This window comes from Pseudooceanicola sp. (assembly GCF_029213205.1).
Taxonomy (GTDB): Bacteria; Pseudomonadota; Alphaproteobacteria; order Rhodobacterales; family Rhodobacteraceae; genus Pseudooceanicola.
In genome coordinates this window covers 134995-144493 of sequence record NZ_JARGNH010000004.1, presented here as the reverse complement: position 1 = coordinate 144493, position 9499 = coordinate 134995, and the positions used below count along the sequence as shown (strand labels likewise).

General features: G+C 63.6%; 10 protein-coding genes. 6 read left to right on the top strand and 4 right to left on the bottom strand.

What is annotated here, in order from left to right:
• Positions 1–94 precede the first annotated feature (94 nt).
• Complete coding sequence (locus P1U48_RS05380) at positions 95–727, bottom strand: ATP-dependent Clp protease proteolytic subunit (RefSeq protein WP_301067846.1); 633 nt, start codon at positions 725–727, stop codon at positions 95–97.
• A 183-nt stretch (positions 728–910) separates the two neighbouring features.
• On the opposite strand from P1U48_RS05380, the gene P1U48_RS05375 reads away from it, so the two are divergent.
• Both P1U48_RS05375 and P1U48_RS05370 read left to right on the top strand, forming a co-directional pair.
• Positions 911–1633 (top strand): DUF1045 domain-containing protein, encoded by a 723-nt coding sequence (locus P1U48_RS05375; RefSeq protein ID WP_301067845.1) that lies wholly within the window; start codon positions 911–913, stop codon positions 1631–1633.
• Between the two features lie 98 nt (positions 1634–1731).
• Entirely contained in the window at positions 1732–1884 is a 153-nt protein-coding gene (locus tag P1U48_RS05370; RefSeq protein WP_301067844.1) for a hypothetical protein, read from the top strand.
• Positions 1885–1914: 30 nt separating this feature from the next.
• On the opposite strand, the gene P1U48_RS05365 is transcribed toward P1U48_RS05370, so the two are convergent.
• Both P1U48_RS05365 and P1U48_RS05360 read right to left on the bottom strand, forming a co-directional pair.
• Entirely contained in the window at positions 1915–2337 is a 423-nt protein-coding gene (locus tag P1U48_RS05365; RefSeq protein ID WP_301067843.1) for a PAS domain S-box protein, read from the bottom strand.
• A complete protein-coding gene (locus P1U48_RS05360) occupies positions 2330–3043 on the bottom strand; it encodes a 5-formyltetrahydrofolate cyclo-ligase (RefSeq protein ID WP_301067842.1) in 714 nt (237 codons plus the stop codon). The genes P1U48_RS05365 and P1U48_RS05360 overlap by 8 nt, the downstream gene beginning before the upstream one ends.
• Before the next feature lie 123 nt (positions 3044–3166).
• Between P1U48_RS05360 and P1U48_RS05355 the strand changes: the two genes are divergently transcribed.
• From P1U48_RS05355 to P1U48_RS05345, 3 genes are all read left to right on the top strand, one after another.
• The gene (locus P1U48_RS05355; protein WP_301067841.1) at positions 3167–3580 is read left to right on the top strand and encodes an Rrf2 family transcriptional regulator; all 414 of its coding nucleotides are present in this window, start codon (positions 3167–3169) and stop codon (positions 3578–3580) included.
• Positions 3581–3978: 398 nt separating this feature from the next.
• The gene (locus P1U48_RS05350) at positions 3979–4875 is read left to right on the top strand and encodes a DMT family transporter (RefSeq protein ID WP_301067840.1); all 897 of its coding nucleotides are present in this window, start codon (positions 3979–3981) and stop codon (positions 4873–4875) included.
• A 12-nt stretch (positions 4876–4887) separates the two neighbouring features.
• Complete coding sequence (locus tag P1U48_RS05345; protein ID WP_301067839.1) at positions 4888–5790, top strand: lauroyl acyltransferase; 903 nt, start codon at positions 4888–4890, stop codon at positions 5788–5790.
• A gap of 10 nt (positions 5791–5800) precedes the next feature.
• Here the strand turns inward: P1U48_RS05345 and P1U48_RS05340 are convergent, their stop codons facing one another.
• A complete protein-coding gene (locus P1U48_RS05340; protein ID WP_301067838.1) occupies positions 5801–6475 on the bottom strand; it encodes a thioredoxin family protein in 675 nt (224 codons plus the stop codon).
• Between the two features lie 292 nt (positions 6476–6767).
• Here P1U48_RS05340 and acnA point away from each other — a divergent pair, with 292 nt between their 5' ends.
• Complete coding sequence (acnA, locus tag P1U48_RS05335) at positions 6768–9449, top strand: aconitate hydratase AcnA (protein WP_301067837.1); 2682 nt, start codon at positions 6768–6770, stop codon at positions 9447–9449.
• Positions 9450–9499: the final 50 nt, after the last annotated feature.

Below are 9499 nucleotides of genomic sequence, written 5' to 3'. Positions count from 1 at the left end.
CGGCCCATGGTCTGAATTTCCTGTCAGACTAGGCCAGCCCCCGGGGCATCACAATGTCAAAATGCCTCACAAACCACTATGTGAGGCGTCGCCGTCACGCGGTTTCTTCATCCGGTTTGATACGGTTTTCGACGATTTCGTCGATCAGACCCCATGCCTTGGCATCTTCGGGCGCCATGAAGTTGTCACGCTCAAGCGCGCTTTCCACCGTCGCCAGATCCTGGCCGCTGTGTTTCACATAGATCTCGTTCAGGCGCTTTTTCAGTTTCAGCGTCTCTTCGGCATGGATCATGATATCCGTCGCCTGGCCCTGATAGCCGCCCGAGGGCTGGTGCACCATGATCCGGCTGTTGGGCAACGAGAACCGCATGCCCTTTTCGCCCGCCGTCAACAGCAATGATCCCATCGAGGCCGCCTGACCAATCACCAAGGTGCTGACCTTTGGGCGGATGTATTGCATCGTGTCATAGATCGACAGGCCCGAGGTGACGACGCCACCGGGGCTGTTGATATACATGCTGATTTCCTTGGACGGATTTTCCGCCTCAAGGTGCAGCAGCTGCGCGACAATCAGCGATGACATGCCGTCATGCACCGGGCCGGACAGGAAAATGATCCGTTCCTTCAGCAGACGCGAAAAGATATCATAGGCCCGTTCGCCCCGGCTGGTCTGCTCGACCACCATCGGAACGAGCGTGTTCATGTAGAATTCTGCGGGATCTTTCATCACGACCTGCCTAACTGACTGCTGACCACTAGCGGCCAGTTCCTAAGGGAGTCTTAGTCACGCGTGGAATGGGCTGCAAGGGCGCGGCGGGCAATTGATGGCCCCGCATGTCACATGCTTGTCACCTGTGGCGGACTATGGCATCGCCGACACGCCCGAGAGGCGCGAGCCGGAGTGAGCGAGATGCCGGAACCGACCAGATACGCGATCTATTACATGTGCCCGCCCGGCCCGTTGGCCGATTTCGGCGCCGGTTGGCTGGGCTGGGACGCGGCGCGGGGCCGGATCAGCCCGCATCCCGATGTCGCCGATCTGCCGCTGCCGATCGAGGCGATCACCCGAACCCCGCGCAAATATGGCTTTCACGGCACCATCAAACCGCCGTTTCAACTGGCCCCGGGCCGCGATGCTGCGGAACTTGAAGCGGCGGCGGTCGCGCTTTGCCAGGGGCTGGCGCCGGTCAGCCTCGACGGGCTGGCGCTGTCACGGCTCGGCGGATTTCTGGCGCTGACCGTCACCGGCGACACCGCGCCGCTGGCCGCGTTGGCGGCCGCCTGCGTCGCTGGCCTCGATGCCTTCCGCGCGCCCGCCCTTCAGCAGGAGCTGGCCCGCCGCCGCGTCAGCGGGCTGAGCCCGCAGCAAGAGGCGTTGCTGACCCGCTGGGGCTATCCCTACGTCATGGAGGAATTCCGGTTTCACATGACCCTGTCGGGCCGCCTGCCCGCCGAATCCGCCGATGCGATTCGATCCGCGCTGGCCCGCCGGATCACCCCGTTGCTGCCGCGCCCCTTTGCGGTTGGCGAGTTCTGCCTGATGCGGTCTGACACTCAGGGCCGGTTCCATCTGCTCCGCCGATTACCCCTGGGCGGATTGCCCTTGCGCAATGCAGATGCCGCGCCCGGGTGAGCATTGGCACGCACCGCAACTGACCCGGCCGGATCGCATTTGGTCGGCGGCCTGGGCCATGTTAGACTGGCGCGATCCAACCTCAGGGGAGCCCTCCCATGCGCCTGATCCTGATTCTCCTCACCCTCGCCTGGCCTGCCGCCCTCGCCGCCCAATCCACCTGTGCCGAAAAGCATCAGGCCCAGACCTGCGCCGAAGGCTATGTCTGGGACGTCGAGGCGGGCAGCTGCGTCCAGCAGATCACCAGCTAAGGCAGGCCAGACCGGCGGTCTTGCTGCACCTTATTGCTTGGCGTCGCGCAATGCCCGACGCAGGGATTTGCGTTCGTCGAAATCCGCCGTCACATCGCGCATGATCGCGGCGATGGCGGTGAGGTCGCCCTCCGGCCCGCGGATCGGCATGATCGAGAATTGCACCGAGATCTGCACCCCGTCCTTGCGGGTTGCCGGCACCGAAAGCAGATCGCCCGCCCCGTAGCGGGTCTCGCCGGTGCGCATGGTGTTGTCATACCCCTTCCAGTGCTGCGCCTGCAGCCGTTCCGGGGTGATGATATCGAGCGACTGACCCAGCGCTTCGGCTTCGCTGAACCCGAATATCCGTTCGGCGCCAGCGTTCCAGACCCGGATCACGCCCTCGCGATCCGAAACCACCAGGGCGTCGGGCATCCCGTCAAACAGCGCGAGTGCAATCTCTTCTCTATTCATTCTCTGGCGTCCTTTCATATTCGACACCCCGTTCGGTCAGAATAATATCGAGCGGGATATCATGGGGTTGCGGGAAAATCGTGGAGAGCTCGGCCGAGCCCAGCCCGATGCCGATGCTGTAGGGCCGCGGCCCGGCGGCAGCCAGCGTCCGGTCGAAGTAACCGCCGCCATAGCCCAGCCGATAGCCCGCCCGGTCCCAGCCCATCAGCGGCGCCAGAACCACATCGGGTTGGCAGACCGGCGCGTCCTGCGGTGGCACCGGAATATCCCAATGCCCGCGCTCCATCCTCGTGGCGGGCGTCCATCTGCGAAACACCAGCGGCGCCGCCTTTTGCTCGACCAGAGGCAGCGCCAGGCGCTGACCCTTGTCATGCAGCGCGGTCATCAAGGGGCGCAGGTCCGGCTCGTCCTTGATCGGCCAATAAAAAGCGACGATCGGGTTCGCGCCCCTCGCAGAGCGCCGCCCGATCACCCGCTCAAGCCCCGCCATCAGGGCGGTGGCGATGCTCAGACGGTCAGCCGAGGCAAGCGCCTTGCGCGCCGCGCGCAGGCGGATACGCTCGGCCTTGCGCCAGCGCGCCACGTCGCGGGCCTGTTCTGGATCAACCGCAAGCGGGTCAAAGTAGTCCGGCGCGATTTCGCCCGCCATGCAGGGCGGCGAAGAAAACCCGCCGGGGCATTTGAAGCTGTCAAAATCGGTGGTCAATTCCGCCCTCCCCGACAAAAGACCCCCCGTGATCCGCAGTCAGTCGACCAGCCGGACTCGGTTCTTCTTATTCCGAACTAGGCCTGTTAATATGTCCTGTAAATACCAATTCATGGATTTCAAATGCGTCTCACCTCCTTCACCGATTACGGATTGCGCATGCTGATGCGGATGGGCAGCGCCCCGGAACGGGCCTTTTCGACCGCCGAACTGGCCGCCGAATTTCAACTCTCGCGCAACCATCTCGCCAAGATCATGCAGGCGCTGGCCAAGGCCGGGCTGGTGCAGACCCGGCGCGGCGGCGGTGGTGGCGCCCGGCTGACGCGGCCACCCGAAGAGATTCGCCTGGGCGATGTGGTGCGCCTGCTGGAGGTGGGTCAAAGTCTGGTTGATTGCCTGCAGCCTGACGGCGGCACCTGCACGATTGACGGCGCCTGTCGGCTCAAATCCCGGCTGCGGGTCGCGGAGCTGGCCTTCATCGAAAACCTGAACAGCGCGACCCTGGCAGATGTGGTGCTGGAGCCGGTCCCAGCCTGATCCAGCCTAGATCCGCGTCGCCGTGGCCCTTGGCAAATGGCGCGATTCCAGGATCGGTCCCAAACCTTTGCTCACCACTTTTGCGCTGGATCCGCCGGATCAAGGGCCGGACAGGGCGAACAGGGGTCAGATGGGCCGTCTTGCACCGCTGGGACATCTGTCAGTCAACCGCTCCGCTTGCCGGTTGAGCCGCCGCCAGAACGCGGCGAGCGACCTCCTGCTGCGCGCCGAGGATGCGGACAAAGAGGAACCTGCGGACGCCTGACCGCAGGCGCCCTGCAGAGCGCGTGGACATTCCCCGCGCGCATGCCTAAGGCTGAAGGCATGACCCGCTTTGCCCGCCGCACAGCACCGTGCGCCCCCGCGCCGAGTCGCCCAGTCCCGGAGGGGGTCACGGCATGACCTTGCCCGATCCGCTTGCCGATCTGACACCCCCGGCGGACAATCGCCGCGCGATCCTGCTGATGGTCTGCGCGCTGTTCTTTTTCGCCGCGATGGATGCCAGCGCCAAGGCGTTGTCGCGCGAGGCCGGAACCGTGATGGCGCTCTGGGCACGCTATGCCGGTCAGGCGCTGCTGGTGTTCATCCTGGTCAGCCCGCGCCTGAAATCCGTCGCCAAGACCAACTTCCCCGGCCTGCAACTGGCGCGCTCGGCCCTTCTGATGGGGGCGACGACCTGCTTTTTCTTCGGCATCAGCCATATCGGCCTGGCCCAGGCCACCGCGATCATGGATCTGAACCCGGTGCTGATCACCTTGGGTGCTGCGTTTTTCCTGGGCGAAACCGTGGGCCCGCGCCGGATGTTCGCCATCGCTGCCGCGCTGGTCGGCGCGTTGATCATCATCCGGCCCGGCGGCGCGGTTTTTTCGCTCTGGTCGATGCTGCCGCTCGGCACCGCGGTCTGCTATGCCGGGTACACGCTGATCACCCGCTATGTCGGACGATCCGAAGATCCCTGGACCTCGCTGCTCTATGCGGCGCTGTTCGGGGCGCTGATCCTCAGCGCTATCGTGCCGTTCCACTGGGTGCCGCTGACCGCCTATACCGGCGGGTTGATGGTGCTGCTGGCCGGGTTCGGCACCTTCGGGCAATTGCTGCTGATCCGCGCCTTCACCAGCGGCGAGGCGGCGATGCTGGCGCCCTTCGGCTATGTCGGCTTGGTGTTCGCCACGATCTTTGGCGTCGTGATCTTTGGCGATTGGCCCGATTTCTGGACCTGGATCGGCGCCTCTGTCGTCGTCGCCTCGGGCATCTATGTCTGGCACCGTGAGCGCCAGATCCGCCCGCGCGACTGACCCGGGGCCGCCATGCGCCGCAAATCACCCCCACGCCGCGCCTTGCGAAAGCGGATCACCGACCGGGTGATCACCGCCCTGTTCGTCGCGGTGATCGGCGTGATGCGGCCCTTGCCCTATCGCCTGCGGGTGCCGGTCTTTGGCTGGATCACCACCACCCTGGTCGCACCGCTGGCCGGGTGGCGGCGTCGGATAGGCGCCAATCTGGCTCATGCCTGGCCCGAGTTGCCCGAGGCGGAGGTGGCGCGGCTGATGCGGCTGGTCCCCGACCGCATCGGGCGCAGCGTGATCGAATTCTTTTCCCCTGCCGACCTGATCGCCAGCCTGAAAGGGCTGGAGCTGGAAGGCCCGGGCGTTGCGGCGCTGGAAGCCGGGCTGGCAGAGCGGCAGCCGCTGATCCTCGCTTCCGGCCATATTGGCAATTACACGGTGTTCCGGGCGCTGATCGCGCAGCGCTACGGCCAGCTTGGCGCGCTCTACCGGCCGATGTCCAATGCCTCGTTCGACCGGCGCTATGTCGCGGCGCTGGATCAGAGCGCGACACCGTTGTTTGCCCGCAACCGGCGCGGGCTGAGCGATATGGTGACGTTTCTGCGGGCCGGAAATCCGGTGGCGATCCTGCATGATCAATTCATCGAGGACGGCGCCGCAATCGAGTTTTTCGGCCAGAAGGCGGCAACCGCCCTCTCCGCCGCCGATCTGGCGCGGCGCTACGGCGCGCCGCTGATCCCGTTCTATGCGATCCGCCAGCCTGACGGGCGCAGCTTTCGCCTGATTGTCGAGGCGCCAATTCCGCCGGGCGACCCCGCTGCGATGATGCAGGCGCTCACCGCCTCGCTTGAGGTGCAGGTGCGGGCGCATCCGGAACAATGGATCTGGACACATCGGCGCTGGGGACCGCTCCCGAAAGCCTAGCGACCGAGACCTAGCGCAGTCGCGCCGCCGCCTCGATCGCGCCGGGGCCTTTACGCTGCACCAGCACCACCACCGGCGCATCGCCTGCCGCATCGGCGGTCAGCGACAGCGGCTGGCGCGAATCCCAATCGGCGATCTGGTGCCATTCGGTGACCACATTCGCATAGGTCAGCGTCTGGCCAGCGTTTTCACCGCTCAGGATCTGCACCTTGGTAGAAGGCCGATAGCGGATCAGCTGCACGACCAGCGCCTCGCCAATCGGGCTGAGGGCATTGGCCTTGATCTCGACCTTGCCGGGGTGCAAACGGGCGATTGCCAGCTTGACCCGCGCGGCGGTCTTGGCGTGTTTCATCACCAATTCACTGACATCCATCGGATGGGTGCCAACCACATCGTCCTGACCGTGAATCACCATCTGCGGCGTATAGACCGAACGGCGCCCGGCGAACCGGGCATAGGATTTCTGCCGCTGGGTGTATTTCGGATCGGCAAAGATATCCTTCCAGCCAATGTAATCCCAGTAATCCACATGCAGCGCCAGCGCGATGATATCGTTGCGCGGCGCCAGACGGCCCAAGAAGGCATCGGCGGGCGGGCAGCTGGAACAGCCTTGCGAGGTATAGAGCTCAACTACCACCGGATTGTCCTGCGCCTGGGCAACGACAGCCGACCCGACCCATGTCATGATTGCAACCGCACGCAGGCCTGCAAGCATCCTCAACCTCATTCCGGCACGTCCTTGATTATCCCCAATCCCCTTCCGTCTAAGCAACAGCATCTGAAATAACCAATCAAGGTTTCGAGATTATCTCTGATCTGTGGCATTTTTCGACAGGTGCGCCGCGGGCGAGTCAATGCGCCCGGATTTTGTATGCAAATGTATGCAGATACCGCTTTGCCCCCTTGAACGCCCGCCGGAAAAGGGGCAAAAGCGGGCCAGCACAAACCCCTGTTCCACACGAAAGGGAGGCCACTTCATGCCCATCACCGTCGGAAAAGACACCGCCAAAACGCGCAAGACGCTCACGGCCGGTGGCAAGACCTATGCCTATTATTCGATTCCCGCCGCCGAAGCCGCCGGACTTGGCGATTTCTCGCGCCTGCCAGCCGCGCTCAAGGTGGTGCTGGAAAACATGCTGCGGTTCGAGGACGGCAAGACCGTTTCGACCGACGACATCCGCGCCTTTTCTGATTGGGCCAATAATGGTGGCAAGAACCCGGTCGAGATCGCCTATCGCCCAGCCCGGGTGTTGATGCAGGATTTCACCGGCGTGCCGGCGGTTGTTGACCTTGCCGCGATGCGCGACGGGATCAAGGCCCTGGGCGGCGATGTGCAAAAGATCAACCCGCTGAACCCGGTCGATCTGGTCATTGACCATTCGGTGATGATCGACGAATTCGGCAATCCCCGCGCCTTCCAGATGAACGTGGATCGCGAGTATGAGCGCAATATGGAACGCTACCAGTTCCTGAAATGGGGCCAGGGCGCGTTTGAAAACTTTCGCGTGGTGCCACCGGGCACCGGTATCTGCCACCAGGTGAACCTGGAATATCTGGCCCAGACCGTCTGGACCGACAAGGATCAGAACGGCGAAGAGGTGGCCTATCCCGACACGCTGGTCGGCACCGACAGCCACACCACCATGGTCAACGGTCTGGCCGTGCTCGGCTGGGGCGTCGGCGGGATCGAGGCCGAGGCGGCAATGCTGGGTCAGCCGGTGTCGATGCTGATTCCCGAGGTCGTCGGTTTCAAATTGACCGGCGAGATGATCGAAGGCACCACCGCCACCGACCTCGTCCTGAAAGTCGTTGAAATGCTGCGCGCCCATGGCGTCGTCGGCAAATTCGTCGAATTCTACGGTGACGGGCTGGACCGGCTGCCGCTGGCCGACCGCGCCACCATCGCCAACATGGCCCCCGAATACGGCGCCACCTGCGGCTTCTTCCCGATCGACAATGAAACCCTGCGCTACCTGCGCAACACCGGGCGCGACGAAGACCGCATCGCCCTGGTCGAGGCCTATGCCAAGGAAAACGGGTTCTGGCGCGGCGACGATTACGCGCCGGTCTACACCTCGACCCTGCATCTGGACATGAGCAGCATCGTGCCCGCAATCTCCGGCCCGAAACGGCCGCAGGATTACGTGCCGCTGACCAATGCCAAGGCCGCCTTTGCCCAGGAAATGGCCAACACCTTCAAACGCGACCCGGCCAAGCAGGTCGCGGTCAAGGGCGAAGATTACACCATGTCCTCGGGCAAGGTGGTGATCGCCTCGATCACCTCCTGCACCAACACCTCGAACCCCTATGTGATGATCGGTGCCGGCCTTGTCGCTCGCAAGGCCCGCGAATTGGGCCTGAACCGCAAGCCCTGGGTGAAAACCTCGCTGGCGCCCGGCTCTCAGGTGGTGTCGGAATATCTTGAGTCGGCTGGCCTGCAAGAGGATCTGGACGCCGTCGGCTTCAACCTGGTCGGCTATGGCTGCACCACCTGTATCGGCAACTCGGGCCCGTTGCAGCCAGAGATCTCGGCGGCCATCGCCGAGGGTGATCTGGTCGCCACAGCCGTGCTGTCGGGCAACCGCAACTTTGAGGGACGGATCAGCCCTGACGTGCGCGCCAACTACCTGGCCAGCCCGCCGCTGGTGGTGGCCTATGCGCTGGCTGGGGACCTGAACATCGACCTGACCACCGAACCGTTGGGCACCAGCAAGGATGGTCAGCCGGTTTACCTGAAAGACATCTGGCCGACGAACAAGGAAATCGCCGATCTGGTCGAAAAGACCGTGACCCGCGAAGCATTCCTGAAGAAATACGCTGATGTCTTCAAAGGCGACGAAAAGTGGCAGGCGGTCGAGACCAGCGATAGCGAGGTCTATGACTGGCCGCCGCAATCGACCTATGTGCAGAACCCGCCCTATTTCCGAGGCATGTCCAAGGAAGCCGGGGTGATTTCCGACATCAAGGACGCCAAGGTTCTGGCGATCCTCGGCGACATGATCACCACCGACCACATCAGCCCGGCCGGGTCGTTCAAGGACACCACCCCGGCCGGCAAATACCTGCTGGATCACCAGGTGCCGGTGCGCGAATTCAACTCCTATGGCTCGCGCCGGGGCAACCACGAGGTGATGATGCGCGGCACCTTCGCCAATATCCGCATCAAGAACGAGATGCTGGATGGGGTCGAGGGCGGCTACACCCTCGGGCCGGACGGCGCGCAGACCTCGATCTATGACGCCTCGATGGCCTATCAGGCGGCCGGCACGCCGCTGGTGATCTTTGGTGGCATCGAATACGGCGCCGGTTCCAGCCGCGACTGGGCGGCCAAGGGCACCGCGCTGCTGGGCGTCAAGGCGGTGATTGCCGAAAGCTTTGAGCGGATCCACCGTTCGAACCTGGTCGGCATGGGCGTCATCCCCTTTGAATTCGCCGGCGGCGACACCCGGAAATCACTGGGGCTGAAAGGCGATGAAACCGTTTCGATCAACGGGCTCGAAGGCGATCTTAAACCGTTGAGTGAAGTGTCCTGCACCATCACCTTTGCGGATGGGTCGAGCAAAGACATCAAGCTGAAATGCCGGATCGATACCGCGATCGAAAAGGAATATGTCGAAAACGGTGGCGTGCTGCATTACGTGCTGCGCGACCTCGCCTGATCCACATAAAACCCTGGTCGATCACCGGAAATTGCCTTGCCAGAGAAATC